Raw genomic sequence first — 19938 nt, forward strand, 5'->3', positions numbered from 1 at the left:
ACCGCTTTTGTTTGCAAAAGGAGCCACAAGTGAGTACCGATATCAACGAATTGGCCACCCAGGTGGGTAAGGCCCTGCAGGACAAAGGCTTGCTGTTGGCAACCGCAGAATCATGCACCGGTGGCGGCATCTCCACCGCCATCACCGAGATCGCAGGCTCCACCGGCTGGTTCGATTGCGGCTTCGTGTGCTATTCGAACGCCTCCAAGACCGAGATGCTGGACGTGTCGGCCGCCATGATGGCGCAATTCGGCTCCGTCAGCGAAGAAGTGGCGGCCGCCATGGCGCAGGGCGCCGTCGGCGGCAGCAACGCCCATGTGGCGATTTCCGTGACCGGCATCGCCGGCCCTACCGGCGCGGTGCCGGGCAAGCCGGTCGGCACCGTCTGTTTTGGCTGGGCCAATGCGGACACCGTGCACACCGAGCGCCTGGTGTTCTCGGGCGACCGCCACGCGGTGCGCCAGCAGACCATCGAACACGCGCTGAAAGGCCTGCTGCGCTTTATTAATTAAGCAGGCGGCTGCGCTGCGCCGCGTGCGCAGCGTCCGGCTCGAACAGGGTCAGCCCCGCGATGGCGCGGCTGATCGCCACGTACAGGTAGCGCCGCTCCTCGGCGAATTCCTCCGCATTGCGCGTCACGCGCGGGAACTGGCCTTCTTCCATATACGGCAGCAGCACCTGCTGCCATTCCCTGCCCTTGGCCGATTGCACGGTCGCCAGCGCCAGCGCCTTGCTGGCGCCGCGTGCGCTGCTCTTGCCGCGCGTCGCCACCTGGCGGCGGCGCAGCTCCTCGAGGAAGGCCGGCGCCTTGGCATCGCCCTGGCGCTGGGCGAAGTCGAGGAAGGCACGCAGGGTGCGCAGCACCGAATCGGCATGGGCGCGGTTGACGAAGGTGCGGCGGGTGGCGGCCGGCAGGTCCAGGCCGGTGCTGGCCAGTTGCAGCAGCTGCGCGGCGCTGGCCGTTGGCGCCTGCGCCTTCATTTCCGCCAGCACGGCGGCCAGGCGCTGCTTCCAGCGCCGCGTGGCGCCGTTGTCGTAGGACTGCTCCGCGCATAGCAGGCCGCTGAACATGAATTCCAGCGTTTCCGGGTCGCGCACCACGGCTTCTTTCTGTTGTTTATAGGCGTCGCCCGAGCCGTACAGGTCGTGGCTGGACTCATAGTCGCGGCGCTCGCCGGAAACGGCGAAATAGGTTTGCAGGCCATCGACCATCAGCTCGCAGCTTTCCTTGTCGGCCTTCAGCGTGCTGTAGTCGCCGCTGGCCACGTGCAGCAAGGCGCGCAGGGCCATGATTTCCGGGCGCTTCAGGTAGGAGTCGAAACCGTCGCACTGGTAGGGCAGGCCGGCGTCCAGCAGCGCGTTTTCAATTTCCACGCTCTGGTCCACCTCGCGCAGGATGATGGCCAGGTCCGGCCCTTTGGCCAGCTGCTGCGCGCGCTCGACCACGGCGCGGGCGCAGGCCTGCGCGTCGGCGGGATCGTATTCCACGTGGCGCACTTCGGAGTAGGTGTCCGGGTGCGACTCGAAGCCGCACTTGGGCAGCGCGCGCTCCAGCAGCTTTTTCAGCGACACGCCGCAGCGGCGCGACTGCGACAGCGGCAGGCGTTCGGCATCGGGGAAGGCCAGCTCGAAGCCGCCGCCCGAGAAGCGCGGATCGGCGCCGCGTTCGGCGTTGATGACCTGGTGGCGGTCGCCCACCACCACCAGCCGCGCATTGCGGCGGAACATTTGCAGCAGCTCGAATTCGGCCGCGTTCACGTCATGCCATTCATCCACCAGCAGCAGGTTGGCCTGCGGCATATCGTGCACCGCCTCGGGGAAGCGGCGCAGGATGGACACCAAGTCGGTCGCATAATCGACCGGCGCCTGCCACAGGATATGGCCCGCCTGCGGCTGGCGGCGGCGTTCGAACTCGTGGAAGATTTCCACGATCTCGCGGTCGTCCAGCTCGAACTGGCTGCACAATTCATCGAAGGTGAAATCGTCGAAGACTTCGTCCTCGAAGCGCAAGGTGGCCAGGGTCGCCTTCATCTGCGCCAGCAATTGCAGCATCATTTCCACCCGCTGCGTGCTGCGCTCGAAGTCGAAATCGAATTCCGTGTAGCGGCCCTCGTGGCGCTGCCACACCGCGTTGGCGGCGGCGATCAGCATCGGCCGCATCTGCTCCAGGCTGGACCAGCGCTCCGGCAGGTCGAGCCAGTTGCCATGTTCCGCGATACGGGTCAGCTGGGAACGCGCCAGGGCCTCCACCGTCAGCACCTGCACCTTGCGGCCGGGGCATTCCAGCGCCAGCTTTTCGTAGAAGCGCAGGCGCGCACCTTCCGAAAAGCACAAACCCAGGACAACTCCCGGTTCCTGTGCCGCCAGCATGGCCAGCGTGGTAGTCTTGCCAGTCCCGGCGCGCGCCTCGATCATCAAGGTCTGGGCGCGGGATTTCAGGATCGCTTCCTGCTCGCTGGATGGTGAAACTCGCATGCCTGTTCAATGGTGCCAATGAAAAGACGCATTCTACCTTGGCTGGCCCTCGCAGCCTGCGCGCCCGTCCTGGCGCCCGCCGCGCCTGGCGCCGCCCGCCCGCTGGTGGTGTACGCCGCCGGCGACATCGCCGACTGCCGCTTTAGCCGCGCCGCCTACTCCGGCGCCGCCGAAACCGCCGCCATCATCGCCAAAGGCGACGCCAGCGCCCTGGTGCTCTCCCTCGGCGACCACACCTACCCCAATGGCACGGCCGCAGAATTCCGCGACTGCTACGCCCCCACCTGGGGCCAGTTCAGGGAGCGCACCCGCCCCACCCTGGGCAACCACGAATACGGCACCGGCCAGGCCACCGCCTATTACGACTACTTTGGCGAGCTGGCCGGCCCGCGCGGCCGCGGCTATTACAGTTTCGACAAGGGCGGCTGGCACTTCATCTCCTTGAACAGCCACCTGAACCCGGCCGACCACCAGCGCCAGCTAATGTGGCTGAAAGACGACCTGGCCGCCAGCAAGGCACGCTGCACCCTCGCCTACTGGCACGCACCCATGTATAGTTCTGGCGGGCACACCCCGTCGAAGAAGATGCAGGACGTCTGGCGCGCATTGCATGGCGCCGGCGCCGAGCTGGTACTGTCCGGGCATGACCACGACTACGAACGCCTGGCGCCGATGGACGCCGACGAGCAGCCCGACGCCGCACGCGGCGTGCGCCAGTTCGTGGTCGGCACCGGCGGCGCCTACCTCACGCCTTATCTCTGGATCCACGACCAGAGCGAGGCGCGCATCAACTGGCGCACCGGTGTGCTGAAATTGGTTTTGAAAGAGAACAGCTACGAATGGGAGTTCCAGCCGGTTGAACTGAAGACGCAGCCGGAACACCCGCAGCAGGAAGCCAGCGACAGCGGCGCGGCCAACTGCCACTGATAACAGGAGCATCAATGCAAAACACGGTTCACTTCGTCCTGCAAGGCAAGGGCGGTATCGGCAAGACGTATGTATCGACCATCCTCGCGCAATGGCTGAAGACCAAGAGCGACATCCCGCTGCGGTGTTTCGACACCGACCAGGAAAACACCACCTTCTCGCGCTACAAGGCGCTGGACGTGAAGCACGTGCCGGTGATGACCGAGTCGCGCACCATCGACCCCAAGCGCTTCGACGCCCTGATGATCGACATCCTGGAGCAGGACGGCAACTGCGTGGTCGACAACGGCGCCAACACCTTCTCGCCGCTGATGGCCTACCTGATTGAGAACGACTGCTTCAACCTGCTGGAAGAATCGGGGCGCAAGGTGTACATCCACACCATCGTCGGCGGCGGCGACACGCTGCACGACACCGCGATGGGCTTCGTCACCACGGCCAAGTCGACCCAGGTGCCGCTGGTGCTGTGGGAGAACGAGCATTTCGGCCTGCTGCAATCGGCCAGCGGCAAATCCTTCCTCGAATCGCAGACCTACTCGGACAACTCGCAGCGCGTACGCGGCCGCATCGTGCTCAGCGCACGCAATGCCGACACCTTCGGCGCCGACGTGAAGAAGATGAACACCGGCCGCCTGACGATCGACGAAGTCAAAGCCAGCGACAAATTCAATGTGATGGAAAAGCAGCGCATCAAGGTCGTGTTCCGCGACCTGTTCGAACAACTCGACCTGGTGAACTGGTAATGGCCCTCGACCCGCACAAGCTGCGCCTGCACGTATTTGAGAAGACCGGCATCAAGGTCGACGTGGACGACCCCATCTTCGCCCTGGTGGCCCTGAACGAAGCCGTGCTGGAAGAAGCGGTCGAGCGCCACCTGGCGCGGCTGGAAGGCGTGCACGCCCCGGCCCCCGCCGCGCACGGCGCCGCCTACGTCCCGCCACCCGGCGCCCGCCCCATCCCCACCTCGCACGAACCGTTTTCCCGGCGCGAACTGCGCCTGCTGGGTGCCGCTGCCGGCGTCGCCGTACTGACCGCCGCCCTGGTGCTGATCGGCCAGGCCATCTTCAGCAAACCGGCCGGCATCCCGCCAGCCAAGCTCGAGCGCGCCCTGCAAACCCTCGACGCCAAATCCCGCACCGCCTTCGAAGCCGAGCTCGCCAAATAAAGTCGGGGTCATGTCTGACATTCGGACACGGACTCAGCCGCCATGCGGCTGAGTCCGTGTCCGAATGTCAGACATGACCCCGACTTTCTGCTAACATATGAATACCTATTCATTTGTTTGCTATGGCTATCTATCCTGATAACGACGCTTCCGTGGCGGAGCTGGCGGATTTGTTCCATTTGCTGGGGGATCCGACCCGGCTGCGTATCGTGCTGGCTTGCCTGGAGCAGCCGATTGCGGTCAGCGATATCGCGGGTTCGCTTCAGCTCAGCTCCTCGCTGGTGAGCCACCATCTGCGCTTGCTGCGGGCCGCCCGTATCGTGAAGTCGGAGCGCCAGGGCAAGCAGGTCTTCTATTCCACCGCCGATGCCCACATCAGCGGTGTCCTGCGCGATATGCTGGAACATATCGCCGAACCTTCTGCCGGGAATGAGCCATGAGCGCCCATCATCACCATCACGGTCATGGCCACGACCATGGCCACCATCACCACCACCACGGCGATCCGGGCCACGGCCGCGCCTTCGCCATCGCGATTACGCTGAATGCGCTGTTTGTCGCGATTGAGTTCTTCTACGGCTTCCTGGCCAACTCCACCGCGCTGATGGCAGATGCCGGCCACAATCTTTCCGACGTCCTGAGCCTGATCCTGGCCTGGGGCGCGGCGATCCTGGCCAAGCGCGAGCCGTCCGGCCGCTATACCTACGGCCTGCGCAGCAGTTCGATCCTGGCGGCGCTGTTCAACGGCATGCTGCTGATGGCTGCGACCGGGGCCATTGCCTGGGGCGCGGTCGAGCAATTGATGGATCCGCGCCCGGTGCAGGGCCTGACCGTGTCCATCGTGGCCGGCATCGGTATCGCGGTGAATGGCATCTCGGCCTGGTTGTTCGTGAAAGGCAGCAAGGATGACCTGAACATCCGTGGCGCCTACCTGCACCTGGCGGCCGATGCGGCGATTTCGCTGGGTGTGCTGATCGCCGGCTTGCTGGTGATGTACACGGGCTGGGCATGGCTTGACCCGGCGGTCAGCCTGGTGATCGTGGTGCTGATCATGCGCAGCACCTGGTGGCTGCTGCGCGAGGCGCTGGATATGACGCTGGGCGCGGTGCCGGGCAACGTGGACGCGCTGGCAGTGGAGAACTATCTGCTGGCGCGCCCCGGCGTGACGGGCGTACATGACCTGCATATCTGGTCGATGAGTACGACCGATGTGGCGCTGACCTGCCACCTGGTGATGCCGGGTGGCTACCCGGGCGACGTGGCGATCGATGAGATTGCGCGCGGCTTGAAGGAGCAGTTCGGCATCCACCACACCACGCTGCAAACCGAACAGGGTACGACGCAGCATGAGTGCAGCCTGCATGGGCACGGCGGCGCGGAGCACGATCATGACCACGACCATGGTCATGACCACAAGCATGGCCACGGTCACGACCATGGCCACGCCCACTGAACTTATTTGACGTCCATCAGTTCCACGTCAAAGATCAGCGCGGAGTTCGGTGGAATGCCTGCCACCGAACGCGGGCCGTAGGCCAGTTCGGCCGGGATGATCAGGGTGCGCTTGCCGCCCACCTTCATGCCGATGATGCCCTGGTCCCAGCCCTTGATCACGCGGCCGGTGCCAATCTTGAAGTCCAGCGGTTCGCCACGGCTGTGCGAGCTGTCGAACTGGCGGCCGCGCTGGTTCTTGGCCAGCGGGCGGTATAGCCAGCCGGTGTAGTGCATGTAGACGGTTGCGCCGAGATTCGCTTCAGCGCCCTTGCCGATCTTGGTATCGGTGATGATCAGTTGCTCGGCGGCCGGGCCCGGCTGGGCGGAACCAGGAACAATCGGGCCTTCCTGGGCTGGCGCGGCCTGGGCTGCCGGCTGGGCCGGGGTGGTGTCCTGGGTTGGCTGCTGTGCATGCGCCAGGCTGGCGGCTGCGCACAGGATGGCGAACAGAATCGAAGTGCGTTTCATCGTGTATTCTTTTTGCTAAATGTTAAGGCGGCTGCCATGATAGCAAAACAACCCGCGCACAAACTGTTTTTTGCGCTGTGGCCGGACGAAACGGCGCGGCAAGCGTTGGTGCGCCTGCAACAGCCGGTGCGGGGACGCCTGATCCCGCCGGAAAAACTGCACCTGACCATGGCCTTCCTGGGCCAGCAGCCGGCCGAGGCGCTGCCAGTCCTGCTCGGCATCCTTGCGGCCAGCACGATGCCTGCGCTGGCGCTCACCATTGACTGCTACGGTTATTTCAAGCGCCCGCATATCGCCTGGGCCGGACCGAGCGCGCCGCCGCAAGCCCTGCTGGACGCGCAAGCTGACTTGATGGAGCGGCTGGAGGCAGCCGGTTTCAGCGCTGCGACGCACGGCGAGTTCAAGCCGCACATCACGCTGGCGCGCGAGGCGAAGGAAGCGCCGGCCGAGTTCAGCGCGGCGCCGGTGGTGTGGAATGTATCGGGACTCGCGCTGGTCGAGTCCATGCCGAATGGCGCTTACGTTCCGCTCGCAGAAAACCGGTAAACCAGTGTCAGACACTTGCCGGCGGCGGCCGCGTGTCAGTGTCAGGCACTGGTGCCTGACACAGGTTCACCGGTTTCCACCTGATCGGCCAGCTTGCGCAGCAGGTGGCCCGCCGCCACCATGCCAAACGTCGCCGTCACCACCATCGCCGAGCCAAAGCCGGCGCAGTTGATGCCCGTTACGCCCTGCTGCGGCGCACGCTCGTCGCCGTCCACCGTGCACACTTCGCCCGTTTCGGGAAACTTCAGCGGCTCCATCGAGAACACCGCATCCACGCCCAGCTTGTTCTTGGAATTCGGCGGATAGTTGAACTGGCTGCGCAGGCGGCGCCGCACCTTCTTCAGCAGCGGCTCCTGCTCGGTCTTGGACAGGTCGCGCACCTCGATCCGGGTCGGGTCGGTCTGGCCGCCCGCGCTGCCGATCACGATCAGCGGGATCTGCTTGCTGCGGCAATAATGGATCAGCGCCGTCTTCGACTTGGCCGAATCGATCGCATCCACCACGTAATCGAAGTTGTGCGCGCCCACCATCTCATCCAGGTTATCCGGCGTGATGAAGTCTTCCACCTGCACCACTTCGCAAAACGGGTTGATCTGGGTAATGCGCTCGGCCAGCGCAGTAATCTTGGCCATGCCGATGGTGCCGCTCAGCGCCTGGATCTGGCGGTTGATATTCGACTCGGCCACATTGTCGAGGTCGATCAGGGTCAGCTTGCCGATCGCCGAGCGCGCCAGCGCTTCCACGATCCACGAGCCAACGCCGCCCACACCGATCACGCACACATGTGCTCCACGGAAACGTGCGAGGGCTTTTTCGCCGTACAGGCGGGCAATACCGCCGAAGCGGCGGTCAAAATCGATATCTTCCAGAACTGGATCAACTATTTGCGGGGAATTCATCCCGTCATTTTACCGGACACGGGCTACAATGTTTTCTCTTGCAAAGTTCCTAAAGACCATGAGTACCTCCCTGATCGACACCGCTCCCGGCTATGACCAGCCGATCGCCGTCCTCAAGCATTGCCACGACAAGATCCGCAAACAGCTGCAAACCCTGCAGAACCTGCTGTCCCACCTGCCCCAGCATGGCGCCGACGCCGCTGCCCAGCAGGCGGCGCAAGCGGTGCAGAAATATTTCAACAAGGCCGCCCACCTGCACCATGCGGATGAGGAGCTGGACCTGTTCCCGCTGCTGACCGCCACCGCGCAGGGCGAAGACGCGGCACTGCTGGCCAAACTGGGCCCGGAGATCCTCGCACAGCACCAGCAAATGGATCAGGACTGGACTATACTCAATGCACAACTTGATAAGATTGCCAATGGATCTAGTGCCGCCCTGGATGCCAGCGATGTCGATCGCTTCGTACAAGCCTACAGCGCGCACATGGCTAAGGAAGAGGCGTACATTGCCCCCATGGCCAAACGGATTCTCAGTCCCGCCCAGATGACCATTCTGGGCGAGGCTATGCAGCAACGCCGTGGCATTTTGCCTGCTGCCATTGCCGGCGGGATCGCCCTGGCCGACCTGCGGATGGACTACGGCCGCGCCAGCCTGTCGGAAGCCGACACCCTGGCCGATCCGGTTGCGCAGTTTGCCAAATGGTTTAACGAAGCCATGAAGGCGCAGGTGAACGAGCCCAACGCGATGAGCGTGGCAACGGTCGGCTCCGATGGCCGGCCCAGCTCGCGCATCGTCCTGATCAAGCAGTACGACGAGCGCGGCTTCACCTGGTACACCAATTACCAGAGCCAGAAAGGCCAGCAACTCGCGGAAAACCCGCACGCGGCAATCCTCTTCTTCTGGCCCGAGCTCGAACGCCAGGTGAGGATCGAAGGCCGGGTACAGAAGACGGCGGCGGAAGAAAGCGACAAATACTTCTACAGCCGTCCGGTGAAGAGCCAGTTGGCGGCGATCGCGTCGCAGCAAAGCCGCCCGGTCGCCAGCCGCGAGCAGATGGAGCAGAACTATGCCGCTGTGGAAGCGGCCAGCGGCGAGCAGCCGCATCGGCCCGAGCATTGGGGCGGTTACCGCCTGGTGCCGGAACGGGTGGAGTTCTGGCAGGGGCGCGCCTCGCGCTTCCATGACCGGATCGTGTACTCGCTGCAGGCGGATGGCAGCTGGAGCAAGGAACGCATCCAGCCCTGATCCGCCCTCTACAGGGAAGGGGCTGGCGCATGTTCCTACAGAACCGCATCAACAGCTGGATCAGCAGCGTCGCCCCGCAAATTTCCCTGCCCTTGAGGATCGAGCTGTGGAATGGGCGCAGCTTCGATTTCTCGCCCGAAGCGCCGCGCGTGACGATCCGGGTGCCCAGCCCGTCGGCGGCGCGCTACCTGCTGTCCCCTTCCCTGGCCAACCTCGGCACGGCTTATGTCGAGGGCTTCATCGAAGTCAAAGGCCGCGCGGCCGACATGATCAAGGTGGTCAACGCCCTCGCGCGCAGCTCGCTGCGCCAGACCGGGAGCCTGGGCCGCATCGTGCGCACCTTCCACCACAGCCGCAAACACGATGCGGAAGCGATCCGCTACCACTATGACGTTTCCAACGAGTTCTACCAGCAGTTCCTTGACCCGAACATGGTCTATTCCTGCGCCTATTTCGAAAACGGCGACGAGGACCTGGCCACCGCGCAGCTCAAGAAAATCGACCACATCCTGGCCAAGATCCAGCTGCAGCCGGGGCAGACGCTGCTCGATATCGGCTGCGGCTGGGGCGCGCTGGTGATCCGCGCCGCGCAGAAGCATGGCGCACGCTGCGTTGGCATCACGCTGTCCGAAAACCAGTTCGCCCTGGCGCAGCAGCGCGTGCAAGCCGCCGGCGTGGGCGACCGCGTTGAAATCCGCCTGCAGGATTATCGGGACGTGCAGGGCACATTCGACCGCATCACCAGCGTCGGCATGTTTGAACACGTGGGCGTGAAACACCTTGTGGAGTACTTCGCAATTATCAACAGGCTGCTGGCCGAGGACGGCCTGGCCATGAACCACGGCATCACCACCACCGACCCGGACAATGGCGAAACACCTTATGGCGGCGGCGAGTTCATTGAAAAGTACGTGTTCCCGCATGGCGAACTGGCCCACATCAGCGAAGTGCTGCGCGCCATGCAGCAGGGCCAGCTGGAAGCCTATGACGTGGAAAACCTGCGCCGCCACTACGCCCGCACCTGCGCCATCTGGACCGAGAATTTCGAAGCGCACGAGGAGAAGGTGCGCGAGCTGGGCGGCGACAAGCGCTTCCGCATCTGGCACGTCTACCTGGCCGGCTGCGCCTACGCCTTCGACCAGGACTTGATCAGCCTGTACCAGATCGTCTGCGCCAAAGCCGGCCGCCACCCCGCCGCCCTCCCCTGGTCGCGCCGCTATATGTACAAAACTTAGTCCGCCTGCAATTGCGAGTAGACTATATGCATGAACGCGCCCTTTATCAGTCGAGATCCACAGATAATGAGTGGAGCGCTATGCTTCATGGGAACCCGCGTGCTTGTTAAGAGTCTTTTCGACTATTTGGAAGCCGGAGCCACTTTAGACGACTTCCTCGGAGACTTTCCAACGGTATCTCGGGAAATGGCAATAGCCGTTCTTGAGACGTCCAAAGAGAACCTTTCAGCCAATGCGTCTGCTACTTGATGAATCGATACCAATCAAGTTCCAACACGCCTTGACATGCCATCAAGTCCAGACGGTCGTCAGCATGGGGTGGTCCGGATTAAGGAATGGAGAACTCCTAGCGTTCGCGGCAAGTGAATTCGACGCTTTCGTCACGCTGGACAAAAACCTGAAATTGGAATCACTACTAGTACTAGTGCCAGCTCTTGAGCAAACGCTCCAGTCAATTAAACCTCAAACATACCAGCTTGTTTCGGCATAAGCCGGGCCAGCGAACTGCCCCGGCACATTGGATCGTCTAATTGATGGTGAAATTAGCGTTTGAAACGTCAAAGAACACGTTGCCAACCGCCTCGACCTTGATGCGTGCCGCTGTCGTTGCCACTGCCGGCAGCGTCACCGTCTTGCTGCCGCTGTTCGGCGTGCTGGCCGCCAGGACATGCGGGAAGGTCAGGCCGCCGTCGGTCGACAGGCTGATCTTGACGTTGGCCGTGCTGACCGGTGCAGCGGACGTGTTGGCCACGTTCCAGGTCACGTTCATCTGCGAGCCGCGTGCCACCGTCACCGCCGTATTGGGCGCTGTCACCAGGAATGGTCCTGCGCCTGTCGCCAGCACCAGTGCAGTGGCCGCGCTGCCAACGCCGCCGTAACCGTCGCGCGCAGTCAGGCGGAAGTTCAGCGTTGCAGGCCGTGCGTTCACCTTGCTGTAGCCGGTATAGCTGGCAGTCGGCAGGAACTCCGAATAGCAGGCGATGTTGGCGCCCGTCGGCGGCGATGCGGCTGCCGGGCAGCTGCCCGTTTCCGCATTGGTGTTATTGGCCAGGATCTGCGCCATATCCGGGAACACGCGCGTCGGGTCGGTACTCACCATATTCTCGCCCGGCGAGCCGTATAGCAGCGTATCGCTGTCGCTGACCACCGCCTGCATGCCGAATTGCCGGAACAGCGGGCCATTGGCCTTGGCATTGCTCATGAGGGCGGTGCCGCTGTTGCCGGCACGGTCGCTCTGCTCCCACATATAGGTCATCTGGTCGCCTTCCGCATTGCTTGCGCTGCCGGTCAATGCGAATGGGGTACGGATCGGAATCGTGTAGCTTGGCGCCACGCTGACGACCGGCGTGCTGCGTCCGGTCTGCGCCACTTCGCCGCGCTTGCGGGTCGGACCGCCTGCGACGATCTCGTTCACATGGCCGCTGCAGCCCGCCGTGCAATTCCCTAATTGCAGAATGCCCGTGACCACACCTGCCAGCGAGCCGCCGAAGGTGACGGTGAAGCCCGCATCGCTGATGGAGCTGACGGAGACCGTCGCTCCCGACGGCCAGCCGGGAATGGCCTGGATCGCAGACTTGATGCCGGTCGCCGTGTAGTTACTGCCGCGAACAATCGGCGCCGATGCATTGCCGTTGTAGGACAAGGTGAATTGCTGTCCGTTGGCTGTGAAGTTGCGCAGCACTCCCATTTGCACCGAAGTCAGGTTCGATTCCGCGCCCGACGTATAGGCGGTGATTTCGTCGAAGCTGCGTTGCGACCAATAGGCATCGCTATGCGTCTGCAGGTTGTCCGTGCCGCAGATGCCGGCATAAGCCATGATGGACGAGCCGCTGCCAGGTTCCACCGAAGTGGTGGCATTGCGGTTGCCGCCGGCGCAGCTACCGTTGGTGCCGTTGAAGGTGTGGTTGCCGGCGAACTGGTGGCCCAGTTCATGCGCCACATAATCGACCGCGTAGAAGTCGCCCACCGGCGTTGGTATGCCGGTGCAGCCCTGCGCCTTGTAGCTGCCACCCACCACGCCCAGGCTGGCGATGCCGCCGCCGTTCAGGCCAAGTGCGATATGGCCGACATCGAAATTGCCGGCGCCGGCCAGCAGGCCGACCACGGTGCGGTTGCGCGTCAGCGTTGCGCCGCTGCAGCCGGAAGCCTGGTCGGGCGTGAAGCAGGCCGCTGCGCCGCATGGGCCATTGGCACCGGTCATTTGCGCATCGGTGTCCAGGTTCAGGGCATCCGTGTTATTGATCAAGACCAGGCGGATCGAGGTCTCGTCTTCGTAGACCTGGGTCACACGGTTGATCAGGCTCACCTTGGCCGCCGTGACATTGGCGCTGCCGCCGAAGTAGTTGGCGTAGGAGGGATCGGTCAGCAACGCCAGCCGGTAGGTGCGCAGTTGCGTGCCGGCTGCGGCGGCGGCGCTGACGTTATCGGCGACCACGTGGTAGGAGCTGACCGTTTCCGTCGCACCGTCGGAGGCGGTGACGGTATAGGCGCCGAGGCCGCGCGACGGGTCGGCGGCAAAGCTTGCCGATATCACGCCATCCTTGTCGGCAGCGACCACGATGCTGTGCACCGGTCCGAACGACGAGCCTTCACTGCGCACGCTCAGGGTGACCGTGGCGCCAGGTGCGAAGCCAGCGCCGCGCACTTCGACCTCATCGCCCGCATGCACGAAGCTGCGGGTCAGGATCACTTGCGGCGCCTTGATTTCACCTTCCTTGAAAGGGCCGTGGCGGTTTGGCAGGTCGCGCGAGCTGTAGCTGGTGTAGACGCTGTCGTCCAGATGATGCGCCGGATCCACATACCAGGCGCCATTGGGCGAGCGCACCGAGGCGCGCAGGCCCAGCGGCGACAGGTCCATGCGCAAGGTGGCGGAAGGGTCGTCGATGCCGCGCCCCGCGAAGGTCCGGATCTCGGGATGCTTTGCCGCCAGCCCTGGCTCCATCACCGGCGAATCGACGACGCGGAAGCGCTGGTAGCCGCCGCCTGGATGCGGCAGCGAGATGATCATGTCGCTGTGCTTGGCCGATTGCGAGCGTTCATGCGGCGCATGCGCCAGCAACTGCGCCATGCCGGCCCGGTCAAGCGTTGCGGCGTGATAGCGGCGTGGCAGGGCCGGCGCGGCGGCGCTCTTGCCATGAGCGCGCTGCACATCGGCCTCGCCCGCATCGCGCCAGTAGGCGCCGCTTGCCTGCACCGGGATGTTGCGTTTGCTGTTGTTGTCTGCTGCCAGGGAATTTACTGCACTGAGGACCAGGGCGCTCACGAGCGCGAGCTTCAAGGGGATATGCGTAGTCATTCGTGCCTTCTTATTTGAAAGGTTATTGAAGTACAACTACTGCAAGGAATGAGTATTTCGGAATTGCTGGGCTACCTCAAGAGGAGTTCAATTGAAGCGTCGCCAGAAGCAGACAACCGGATTACGCTGTGCCGGAATCGCCCGGCATCATGCGCACCGGCGCATAGGTGTGCAATGATGATAACATTTGCGCCACTATGCGTATTACCTCGCCTGTACTTCTTCTCCTGATTTCCGCAGCCTTGGCTGGCTGCCAATCCAGCCCCGACGAGCCGTGCGGTTTGGGGCCGGCGCCGGATGCGCCAGGCTTTGCCGAACACAATGCGCGCCGGGCGGAAGAGAACAAACGCAACGGCTTTGAGCGCGTCTGCAAGGCCAACCTGGAACGCTACGATGTGTCATCGGATTTCGTCCCACTGCAGCGTGCCACTGAGAAGCTGGCGTTCAAGCCGGTCGACCTGGCTGCGACGCCTTTGGCGCAGTACCAGGCGCTGGGCGGCATGATGGAAACGGTCAGCGGCGTGCCATCGCGCCTTTATCGAGGCTTCCGCACGCCGCAAGGACACGTCCTCACCTTGTTCGAACACGATATGTCGGCCGATGGCACCCTTGCCTACCGCGCGCCAGCGGATGAACCGGAACGCATCAACGGCATGGCCGCACGTCTCGTCGTGCTGGAGGCTGGCTCCGGCGAGGCGGTGTCGGTATTGAGCTGGCAGGAGGGCCGCCGCTATTACGAGCTGTGGCTGGACAAGAACGCTGCGCGCCTGCAGCTCAAGCCGCAGCTGATCGCCCTGGCCGCAGCGCTGCCGAAGTCGATCCCGGCCAAAACTGACGAACCGGCCCGCGCCCCGATCACGCTCGGCCCGGATGGAAGGCCAAACGTCCCGCCACCACCGCTTACCTTGCCGGCGGACCAGCCATGAACACATTCGTCCAGGCACTGAACCAAGAACACGCCGCGCAGTATCGGGCACTCATGTTGTACGGCTACGATCAGGAACCGGACGCCTTCACGGCCGCGGCGGACGAGCGGGCCGCGTTGCCATTGTCCTGGTGGGAGCAGCGTATTGCCGCTCCGTCGCAGGACTCCTTTGGTTTCGGCGCCTTCGGGGATGGGCAACTGGTTGGCGGTGTAGCGCTGGAGTTTTCGCGCCGGCCAAAGACCAGCCATAAGGCGCTCCTGGTCGGCATGTATATGCACGATGCCTGGCGCGGCAAGGGCCTGGCGCGACAACTGGTGGAGCTGGCACTCGATCATGCCCGGCAGCGGCCTGGCGTCGAGGTGGTGACGCTCACCGTCACGGAAGGTAATGCCGCGGCCATCGCCTTGTACGAAGCAGCCGGCTTCCGCAGCTTCGGCGTGGAGCCGATGGCGATGCGCACGGCCGACGGCTTCAAGGCAAAAATCCATATGTGGCGCCCTCTCAGGGAGATCAACCATGCACAAAGCGATTGGCCCATTCCAAGCCGTTGAAACCTATCTGCACCTTGGCCCCGAAGGGACTTCGGTTCCGCTGGCGGTCAACGAATCGTTCTGGGAAAAGCTCAGCACCGGCGGTTTCGACCACCTCGGCCCAGGACGGCTGGTATCGACTTACGACTTCGCCGCCGATTGGCCCAGCTGGGAAATGCACCCGGCAGGCGAAGAAGTGGTGGTGCTGATTTCCGGCGCGTTGGAGTTCGTGCTGGAAGTCGACGGCGGCGAGCGGAAAGTCCCGCTGGCCGAGCCTGGCCAATTCCTGCTCGTCCCGCGCGGCGTCTGGCATACCGCGAACGTCGCACGTGAGGCCAAGGTACTGTTCATCACTCCCGGTGAAGGCACCGGCCACCGTCCGCGCGCATCATGAAAGCGAGCATCACGCAAGTCCACCCGGTACTGGCGGCGCGCGATGTCATGGCGTCGGTAAGCTTCTACCAGCAACTGGGCTTCACGCTTGCCTTCGTGGACAACCCAGCCGACCCGAAATACGCGGGCATGCAGCGCGACGGCGTTGAAATCCACCTGCAATGGGCCGATGCAGGACAATGGACCTACCCCACCGACCGGCCAGCCTACCGCTTTGTAGTGAGCAACGTGGACGCGCTGTACCGGGAGTTCACCGCGAGCGGCGGCGTAAGCAGCGCCACCACCCAAGGCAGCCCGTGGGCCTCGCCGGCCAATACGCCCTGGGGCACGCGTGAATTCCATGTTTGGGATCCAGGCCGGAACAGCCTGCAGTTCTACCAGCCGCTTTAGCGCAGCTTGTTGGCGTAGGTCTTGCGGAACTTGGCGACTTTGGGCGCGACGATGAAGGCGCAATAGCCCTGCAGCGGATGCTGGGCGAAATAATTCTGGTGGTAATCCTCGGCTTTGTAGAACGGCGCGGCCGGCGCCAGCTCGGTCACGATGGGGGCATCCCATACGTGCGCCATCTCGGCAATGACTTGCCGGGCGATAGCTTCCTGCTCGGGTGACTGGTAGAAGATCGAGGAACGGTACTGCGTGCCGACATCATTACCCTGGCGGTTCAGGGTGGTCGGGTCGTGGATGGTGAAGAAAATCTCCAGCAGGTCGCGGAAACTGACCTGCTCCGGGTCGAATTCCAGCCTGACCACTTCGGCATGCCCGGTTTCCCCGGTGCAAACCTGTTCGTACGTCGGATTGGGCTGTGCTCCGCCTGTGTAACCGGACTCAACCTTGGTTACACCGCGCACCTCCAGATACACCGCCTCGGTGCACCAGAAGCATCCACCGCCCAGGATTGCCACTTCAGCCATATCGCCCTCCTCACGTACCGGAAGTATTACTGTAGCGCAAAACTGCGCCCCCTGCTCAAAAAGTGCCGCCTTAGCTAAAATCCCCGTCGCTTTCGCCAAAGGTTAGACTATCGTTCTTTGGCATAATCTCTTTGAAACAAACAGGTCCCGCATGAATACCAGCTCCCCACGCGCCACCGAGCGTGAATTCGACAGTGCCCACTTTCGCCAGGCACTATCGCAATTTGCCACAGGTGTGACCGTGATTACCACGCGGTTGGCTGATGGCAGTTTCCGAGGTTTGACGGCCAGTTCCTTCAATTCCGTCTCGCTCGACCCGCCATTGGTGCTGTGGAGCCTGGGCAATGGCGCCAATAGCCTGCCCATTTTCAGCGGCAATTCGCACTATGTGATCAATGTGCTGAGCGCCGACCAGGCCCACCTGGCCAAGCTGTTTTCGACCCGAACCGAAGACCCTTTCGGCACGGTCGAATTCGAGCTGTCGCGCACCGGCCAGCCGATCCTGAAGGGCGCCACGGCGTGGTTTGAATGCCACAACCGTAGCCGCTACCCGGAAGGCGACCACGTGATTTTCGTGGGCGAGGTCGAGCACTGCGAGTTTGCCGGGAACGCGCCGCTGGTGTTCCACGGCGGCCAGTTCCGCGACCTGTTGAAATGATTGATTTTTTATAAAGAGAGACGAAATGACCAAAGCCGCATTCCACTGGGACGATCCCCTGCTGCTGAACGACCAGCTGACCGACGATGAGCGCATGGTGCGCGATGCCGCCGCGGCTTATTGCCAGGACAAGCTGCAGCCGCGCATCCTGGAAGCTTTCCGCCACGAGCAGATGGACACCTCCATCTTCCGCGAAATGGGCGAACTGGGCCTGCTGGGTCCGACCATTCCCGAACAATACGGCGGTCCTGGCCTGAACTACGTGGCCTACGGCCTGATCGCGCGCGAAGTGGAGCGCGTCGATTCCGGCTACCGCTCGATGATGTCGGTGCAATCCTCGCTGGTGATGGTGCCGATCTATGAATTCGGTACCGAAGCACAGAAACAGAAATACCTGCCGAAGCTGGCCACCGGCGAGTGGATCGGCTGCTTTGGCCTGACCGAGCCTAACCACGGTTCCGATCCGGGCTCGATGATCACCCGCGCCAAGAAGGTGCCAGGCGGCTACTCGCTGACCGGCTCCAAGATGTGGATCACCAACTCCCCGGTCGCCGACGTGTTCGTCGTATGGGCGAAGGATGACGAAGGCGCGATCCGCGGCTTCATCCTGGACAAGGGCATGAAGGGCCTGTCCGCACCAGCGATCCACGGCAAGTTCGGCCTGCGCGCCTCGATCACCGGCGAGATCGTGATGGACGAAGTGTTCTGCCCGGAAGAAAACGCCTTCCCGGATGTGCGCGGCCTGAAGGGCCCGTTCACCTGCCTGAACTCGGCACGCTACGGCATCGCCTGGGGCGCGCTGGGCGCAGCGGAAGCCTGCTGGCACACCGCCCGCCAGTACACCCTGGACCGCAAGCAGTTCGGCCGCCCTCTGGCCGCCAACCAGCTGGTGCAGAAGAAGCTGGCCGACATGCAGACCGAAATCACGCTCGGCCTGCAGGGCTGCCTGCGCCTGGGCCGCATGAAAGACGAAGGCACCGCCGCCGTCGAAATCACCTCGATCATGAAGCGCAACTCCTGCGGCAAGTCGCTGGACATCGCCCGCGTGGCGCGCGACATGCTGGGTGGTAATGGCATCTCCGACGAGTTCGGCATCATCCGCCACATGGTGAACCTGGAAGTGGTCAACACCTACGAAGGCACGCACGACATCCACGCCCTGATCCTGGGCCGCGCGATGACCGGCATCCAAGCCTTCCAGTAAGCAAAACAGGGACGTAACACGTTTCCGTACCAGCCCCGCCTCGAGCGGGGCTTTTTTATGCGTGCTAGCATGCTTGCCGATCCCTCGACTTTGTGGAGTGACAGCATGCCCCAGGATAGCGTTCCAACCTTGTACGAATGGCTTGGCGGCAGCGATGCGCTGAACAAGCTCACCACCCGTTTCTACCAGCATGTAAAGGCCGATGCCTTGCTGGGCGAAGTCTTCGCCCACATGAATGAGGAACACCCGGCGCACGTGGCGGCCTTCCTCGGTGAAGTGCTGGGCGGGCCGCCCGCCTATTCGGAGGCGCATGGCGGCCACGCGCATATGGTGCAGCAGCACCTGGGCCGGCATCTGACGCAGGAGAAGCGCCGCCGCTGGGTAGCGCTGCTGCTGGAAACGGCGGATGAACTGGGCATGCCGGACGATCCGGAATTCCGCTCTGCCCTGGTGGGCTATCTGGAATGGGGCTCGCGCCTGGCCGTGATCAATTCACAGCCCGGCGCGAGCGTCGACCCCGCCCAGCCCATGCCCAAATGGGGCTGGGGCGAGGTGAAGGGGCCGTATACCGGCTAGCCTTGGTAGCGCTCCCCGGTGCACTATCGTGGCGCGTGATTGTCGCAGCCCCGCAGCAACCACGGCGGCGCAGTAAATTCCTGCTTCAGGAAATCAATGAAGCGCCGCGTGCGCAAGGGCCGCTGCTGCGCGTGCGCCGGCATCAGCGCCACGATGTCCGCCTCCGCCAGCATATGGTCCGGCAGTACCTGGCGCAGCGCCCCGCTGCGCAGCTCCGCAGCCACATCCCATTCCGAACGCAGCATGATGCCGTAGCCATCCAGCACCCATTGCTTGATGATGCGGCCGTCGTTGCTGGCCAGCGGTGGATCGATACGCAAGGTACGGTATTGGCTGGCGCCCGGCGGCAGCAGCTTCCAGCGCGTCGCATCTTCATCGTTTTCACGCAGGGCCAGGCAAGCGTGGCGGGCCAGTTCTTCCATGCTGCGCGGCGTGCCATGCCGCGCCAGGTAGGCCGGCGCCGCGCACAGGAAGCGCCGATTACGGGCCAGCACTTGCTGCCGCAAGCTGGAGTCGCGCAATGCGCCGATGTGGACCACCACATCCCATCCTTCATGCAGGCGCTGGTTGGGCCGGTCCGATAATTCCAGCTCCACCGACAGGCCGGGATGGCGGGTGCGGAACTCCGCTGCCAGCGGCGCGATGTGCGCGCTGCCGAAACCCATCGGCGCCAGCACACGCAGCCGGCCGGCCAGCTCATGGCGCTGTTCGTGCAGGGCGATGTGCAAAGCTTCCACTTCGGCCAGGATGGCGTGGGCGCGCTCGGCCAGCAATTGCCCTTCTTCCGTCAGCGCCATGCCGCGCCCGTGCCGGTTGACCAGCTTGAGCTGCAATTTGTCTTCAATGGCTTGCAGGCGCTGGGTAACCGAGGGCGGCGTGACGTCCAGCAGGCGCGCCGTGGCGGACAGCGAGGGCTGGCTGGCAAGCGCATAGAAAAAGCGCAGGTCGTCAGTGGAGAGCATTAAGTCCTTGCTTAAATCAACTATCAGG

General features: G+C 63.5%; 24 protein-coding genes. 18 read left to right on the forward strand and 6 right to left on the reverse strand.

Translation table 11 applies throughout. The annotated features are described in order from the left end of the window. Positions 1-29: 29 nt before the first annotated feature. Positions 30-512, forward strand: coding sequence for a CinA family protein (locus AAHE99_RS13690; protein ID WP_342117902.1), 483 nt, complete (start codon positions 30-32; stop codon positions 510-512). On the opposite strand, the gene AAHE99_RS13695 is transcribed toward AAHE99_RS13690, so the two are convergent. Continuing rightward, a complete protein-coding gene (locus tag AAHE99_RS13695; protein WP_342117904.1) occupies positions 505-2475 on the reverse strand; it encodes an ATP-dependent helicase in 1971 nt (656 codons plus the stop codon). The genes AAHE99_RS13690 and AAHE99_RS13695 overlap by 8 nt on opposite strands. Positions 2476-2493: 18 nt before the next feature. On the opposite strand from AAHE99_RS13695, the gene AAHE99_RS13700 reads away from it, so the two are divergent. The 5 genes from AAHE99_RS13700 to AAHE99_RS13720 all read left to right on the forward strand — a co-directional run bounded on the left by AAHE99_RS13700 (position 2494) and on the right by AAHE99_RS13720 (position 6020). Next, entirely contained in the window at positions 2494-3402 is a 909-nt protein-coding gene (locus AAHE99_RS13700; RefSeq protein WP_342117905.1) for a metallophosphoesterase family protein, read from the forward strand. Between the two features lie 14 nt (positions 3403-3416). Further along, a complete protein-coding gene (locus AAHE99_RS13705; protein WP_342117906.1) occupies positions 3417-4145 on the forward strand; it encodes a hypothetical protein in 729 nt (242 codons plus the stop codon). Continuing rightward, positions 4145-4567 carry a hypothetical protein gene (locus tag AAHE99_RS13710; protein WP_342117907.1) on the forward strand — a complete coding sequence of 141 codons (423 nt, stop codon included), beginning with the start codon at positions 4145-4147 and terminating at the stop codon, positions 4565-4567. Before AAHE99_RS13705 ends, AAHE99_RS13710 begins: the two co-directional genes overlap by 1 nt. 122 nt (positions 4568-4689) lie before the next feature. Then, the gene (locus tag AAHE99_RS13715) at positions 4690-5007 is read left to right on the forward strand and encodes an ArsR/SmtB family transcription factor (RefSeq protein ID WP_342117908.1); all 318 of its coding nucleotides are present in this window, start codon (positions 4690-4692) and stop codon (positions 5005-5007) included. Beyond that, the gene (locus AAHE99_RS13720) at positions 5004-6020 is read left to right on the forward strand and encodes a cation diffusion facilitator family transporter (RefSeq protein WP_342117909.1); all 1017 of its coding nucleotides are present in this window, start codon (positions 5004-5006) and stop codon (positions 6018-6020) included. The genes AAHE99_RS13715 and AAHE99_RS13720 overlap by 4 nt, the downstream gene beginning before the upstream one ends. A gap of 2 nt (positions 6021-6022) precedes the next feature. Here the strand turns inward: AAHE99_RS13720 and AAHE99_RS13725 are convergent, their stop codons facing one another. Beyond that, complete coding sequence (locus AAHE99_RS13725) at positions 6023-6529, reverse strand: FKBP-type peptidyl-prolyl cis-trans isomerase (protein WP_342117910.1); 507 nt, start codon at positions 6527-6529, stop codon at positions 6023-6025. A gap of 36 nt (positions 6530-6565) precedes the next feature. On the opposite strand from AAHE99_RS13725, the gene thpR reads away from it, so the two are divergent. Beyond that, positions 6566-7075: an RNA 2',3'-cyclic phosphodiesterase gene (gene thpR, locus AAHE99_RS13730; protein WP_342117911.1), complete on the forward strand. Its 510-nt coding sequence runs from the start codon at positions 6566-6568 to the stop codon at positions 7073-7075. A gap of 41 nt (positions 7076-7116) precedes the next feature. On the opposite strand, the gene tcdA is transcribed toward thpR, so the two are convergent. Then, the gene (gene tcdA / locus AAHE99_RS13735) at positions 7117-7974 is read right to left on the reverse strand and encodes a tRNA cyclic N6-threonylcarbamoyladenosine(37) synthase TcdA (protein ID WP_342117912.1); all 858 of its coding nucleotides are present in this window, start codon (positions 7972-7974) and stop codon (positions 7117-7119) included. Positions 7975-8032: 58 nt separating this feature from the next. Between tcdA and pdxH the strand changes: the two genes are divergently transcribed. The 4 genes from pdxH to AAHE99_RS26800 are packed head-to-tail and all read left to right on the forward strand — an operon-like array spanning position 8033 to position 10945. Further along, a complete protein-coding gene (gene pdxH, locus AAHE99_RS13740; protein ID WP_342117913.1) occupies positions 8033-9220 on the forward strand; it encodes a pyridoxamine 5'-phosphate oxidase in 1188 nt (395 codons plus the stop codon). Between the two features lie 29 nt (positions 9221-9249). Then, positions 9250-10455 (forward strand): cyclopropane-fatty-acyl-phospholipid synthase family protein, encoded by a 1206-nt coding sequence (locus tag AAHE99_RS13745; RefSeq protein WP_342117914.1) that lies wholly within the window; start codon positions 9250-9252, stop codon positions 10453-10455. Between the two features lie 30 nt (positions 10456-10485). Further along, positions 10486-10704, forward strand: a complete 219-nt coding sequence (locus AAHE99_RS13750; RefSeq protein ID WP_342117915.1) for a DUF433 domain-containing protein — start codon at positions 10486-10488, stop codon at positions 10702-10704. Then, complete coding sequence (locus AAHE99_RS26800) at positions 10688-10945, forward strand: DUF5615 family PIN-like protein (RefSeq protein ID WP_446728923.1); 258 nt, start codon at positions 10688-10690, stop codon at positions 10943-10945. Before AAHE99_RS13750 ends, AAHE99_RS26800 begins: the two co-directional genes overlap by 17 nt. Positions 10946-10981: 36 nt before the next feature. Here the strand turns inward: AAHE99_RS26800 and AAHE99_RS13755 are convergent, their stop codons facing one another. Further along, positions 10982-13750 carry a M12 family metallo-peptidase gene (locus tag AAHE99_RS13755; protein WP_342117916.1) on the reverse strand — a complete coding sequence of 923 codons (2769 nt, stop codon included), beginning with the start codon at positions 13748-13750 and terminating at the stop codon, positions 10982-10984. Positions 13751-13947: 197 nt separating this feature from the next. Between AAHE99_RS13755 and AAHE99_RS13760 the strand changes: the two genes are divergently transcribed. The 4 genes from AAHE99_RS13760 to AAHE99_RS13775 are packed head-to-tail and all read left to right on the forward strand — an operon-like array spanning position 13948 to position 15989. Next, positions 13948-14676 carry a hypothetical protein gene (locus tag AAHE99_RS13760; protein WP_342117917.1) on the forward strand — a complete coding sequence of 243 codons (729 nt, stop codon included), beginning with the start codon at positions 13948-13950 and terminating at the stop codon, positions 14674-14676. Further along, positions 14673-15227, forward strand: coding sequence for a GNAT family N-acetyltransferase (locus AAHE99_RS13765; protein ID WP_342117918.1), 555 nt, complete (start codon positions 14673-14675; stop codon positions 15225-15227). Before AAHE99_RS13760 ends, AAHE99_RS13765 begins: the two co-directional genes overlap by 4 nt. Further along, positions 15193-15600 carry a cupin domain-containing protein gene (locus AAHE99_RS13770; RefSeq protein ID WP_342117919.1) on the forward strand — a complete coding sequence of 136 codons (408 nt, stop codon included), beginning with the start codon at positions 15193-15195 and terminating at the stop codon, positions 15598-15600. The genes AAHE99_RS13765 and AAHE99_RS13770 overlap by 35 nt, the downstream gene beginning before the upstream one ends. Continuing rightward, entirely contained in the window at positions 15597-15989 is a 393-nt protein-coding gene (locus tag AAHE99_RS13775; protein ID WP_342117920.1) for a bleomycin resistance protein, read from the forward strand. Before AAHE99_RS13770 ends, AAHE99_RS13775 begins: the two co-directional genes overlap by 4 nt. On the opposite strand, the gene msrA is transcribed toward AAHE99_RS13775, so the two are convergent. Further along, positions 15986-16510, reverse strand: coding sequence for a peptide-methionine (S)-S-oxide reductase MsrA (gene msrA, locus AAHE99_RS13780; protein ID WP_342117921.1), 525 nt, complete (start codon positions 16508-16510; stop codon positions 15986-15988). The genes AAHE99_RS13775 and msrA overlap by 4 nt on opposite strands. 151 nt (positions 16511-16661) lie before the next feature. On the opposite strand from msrA, the gene AAHE99_RS13785 reads away from it, so the two are divergent. From AAHE99_RS13785 to AAHE99_RS13795, 3 genes are all read left to right on the forward strand, one after another. Continuing rightward, positions 16662-17168 carry a flavin reductase family protein gene (locus AAHE99_RS13785; RefSeq protein ID WP_342117922.1) on the forward strand — a complete coding sequence of 169 codons (507 nt, stop codon included), beginning with the start codon at positions 16662-16664 and terminating at the stop codon, positions 17166-17168. 25 nt (positions 17169-17193) lie between these two features. Then, on the forward strand, positions 17194-18372 hold the full coding sequence (locus AAHE99_RS13790) for an acyl-CoA dehydrogenase (RefSeq protein WP_342117923.1): 1179 nt from the start codon (positions 17194-17196) through the stop codon (positions 18370-18372). A 105-nt stretch (positions 18373-18477) separates the two neighbouring features. Then, the gene (locus AAHE99_RS13795; protein ID WP_342117924.1) at positions 18478-18948 is read left to right on the forward strand and encodes a group II truncated hemoglobin; all 471 of its coding nucleotides are present in this window, start codon (positions 18478-18480) and stop codon (positions 18946-18948) included. A gap of 23 nt (positions 18949-18971) precedes the next feature. On the opposite strand, the gene AAHE99_RS13800 is transcribed toward AAHE99_RS13795, so the two are convergent. Next, positions 18972-19910 (reverse strand): LysR family transcriptional regulator, encoded by a 939-nt coding sequence (locus AAHE99_RS13800; RefSeq protein WP_342117925.1) that lies wholly within the window; start codon positions 19908-19910, stop codon positions 18972-18974. Positions 19911-19938: the final 28 nt, after the last annotated feature.

Source organism: Pseudoduganella sp. OTU4001 (genome assembly GCF_038440195.1).
GTDB lineage: Bacteria > Pseudomonadota > Gammaproteobacteria > Burkholderiales > Burkholderiaceae_D > Rugamonas.

Bases quoted from the DNA above. Each gene is read 5' to 3' on its own strand.
- AAHE99_RS13710 (WP_342117907.1), top strand. From the start codon at position 4,145: ATGGCCCTCGACCCGCACAAGCTGCGCCTGCACGTATTTGAGAAGACC.
- AAHE99_RS13750 (WP_342117915.1), top strand. From the start codon at position 10,486: ATGAACGCGCCCTTTATCAGTCGAGATCCACAGATAATGAGTGGAGCG.
- AAHE99_RS13745 (WP_342117914.1), top strand. From the start codon at position 9,250: ATGTTCCTACAGAACCGCATCAACAGCTGGATCAGCAGCGTCGCCCCG.
- AAHE99_RS26800 (WP_446728923.1), top strand. From the start codon at position 10,688: ATGCGTCTGCTACTTGATGAATCGATACCAATCAAGTTCCAACACGCC.
- AAHE99_RS13770 (WP_342117919.1), top strand. From the start codon at position 15,193: ATGCACAAAGCGATTGGCCCATTCCAAGCCGTTGAAACCTATCTGCAC.
- AAHE99_RS13785 (WP_342117922.1), top strand. From the start codon at position 16,662: ATGAATACCAGCTCCCCACGCGCCACCGAGCGTGAATTCGACAGTGCC.
- pdxH (WP_342117913.1), top strand. From the start codon at position 8,033: ATGAGTACCTCCCTGATCGACACCGCTCCCGGCTATGACCAGCCGATC.
- AAHE99_RS13720 (WP_342117909.1), top strand. From the start codon at position 5,004: ATGAGCGCCCATCATCACCATCACGGTCATGGCCACGACCATGGCCAC.
- AAHE99_RS13715 (WP_342117908.1), top strand. From the start codon at position 4,690: ATGGCTATCTATCCTGATAACGACGCTTCCGTGGCGGAGCTGGCGGAT.
- AAHE99_RS13760 (WP_342117917.1), top strand. From the start codon at position 13,948: ATGCGTATTACCTCGCCTGTACTTCTTCTCCTGATTTCCGCAGCCTTG.
- AAHE99_RS13800 (WP_342117925.1), bottom strand. From the start codon at position 19,910: ATGCTCTCCACTGACGACCTGCGCTTTTTCTATGCGCTTGCCAGCCAG.
- AAHE99_RS13795 (WP_342117924.1), top strand. From the start codon at position 18,478: ATGCCCCAGGATAGCGTTCCAACCTTGTACGAATGGCTTGGCGGCAGC.
- AAHE99_RS13725 (WP_342117910.1), bottom strand. From the start codon at position 6,529: ATGAAACGCACTTCGATTCTGTTCGCCATCCTGTGCGCAGCCGCCAGC.
- AAHE99_RS13755 (WP_342117916.1), bottom strand. From the start codon at position 13,750: ATGACTACGCATATCCCCTTGAAGCTCGCGCTCGTGAGCGCCCTGGTC.
- AAHE99_RS13775 (WP_342117920.1), top strand. From the start codon at position 15,597: ATGAAAGCGAGCATCACGCAAGTCCACCCGGTACTGGCGGCGCGCGAT.
- AAHE99_RS13700 (WP_342117905.1), top strand. From the start codon at position 2,494: ATGAAAAGACGCATTCTACCTTGGCTGGCCCTCGCAGCCTGCGCGCCC.
- thpR (WP_342117911.1), top strand. From the start codon at position 6,566: ATGATAGCAAAACAACCCGCGCACAAACTGTTTTTTGCGCTGTGGCCG.
- AAHE99_RS13705 (WP_342117906.1), top strand. From the start codon at position 3,417: ATGCAAAACACGGTTCACTTCGTCCTGCAAGGCAAGGGCGGTATCGGC.
- AAHE99_RS13765 (WP_342117918.1), top strand. From the start codon at position 14,673: ATGAACACATTCGTCCAGGCACTGAACCAAGAACACGCCGCGCAGTAT.
- AAHE99_RS13695 (WP_342117904.1), bottom strand. From the start codon at position 2,475: ATGCGAGTTTCACCATCCAGCGAGCAGGAAGCGATCCTGAAATCCCGC.
- tcdA (WP_342117912.1), bottom strand. From the start codon at position 7,974: ATGAATTCCCCGCAAATAGTTGATCCAGTTCTGGAAGATATCGATTTT.
- AAHE99_RS13790 (WP_342117923.1), top strand. From the start codon at position 17,194: ATGACCAAAGCCGCATTCCACTGGGACGATCCCCTGCTGCTGAACGAC.
- msrA (WP_342117921.1), bottom strand. From the start codon at position 16,510: ATGGCTGAAGTGGCAATCCTGGGCGGTGGATGCTTCTGGTGCACCGAG.